1 pseudogene is annotated in these 261 nt (G+C 56.7%); it reads left to right on the top strand.

Annotated elements, in window-relative coordinates:
- A pseudogene (locus F6V30_RS16950) lies at positions 1 to 261 on the top strand (hypothetical protein); the annotation flags it as partial.

Here is a 261-nt window from a genome sequence, read left to right as displayed (position 1 = left end):
GTGAAACCTTCAGCGAACTTCTCACGGGCATCAAATACTTCCCCACGGCGGACCTGATCCTGACCGCGGAATGGTATCAGAGCTACCCGACCTTCGACTCAACGTCCATCTACTCGATATTTGCCGTTGATCGTTACCAGGAAGCCCTCATCCGTGCCGACTACACCATCAACGACAAACTGTCGGTCAACGCCGGCTACACCAGGCAATTCTACGGTGAGAGCAGCGATGCCTCCGACGTCGTCGAGGTCGGCTGCCGGA

It is taken from the genome of Oryzomonas sagensis (assembly GCF_008802355.1).
Taxonomy (GTDB): domain Bacteria; phylum Desulfobacterota; class Desulfuromonadia; order Geobacterales; family Pseudopelobacteraceae; genus Oryzomonas; species Oryzomonas sagensis.
This window is presented reverse-complemented; position numbering and strand designations above follow the sequence as displayed.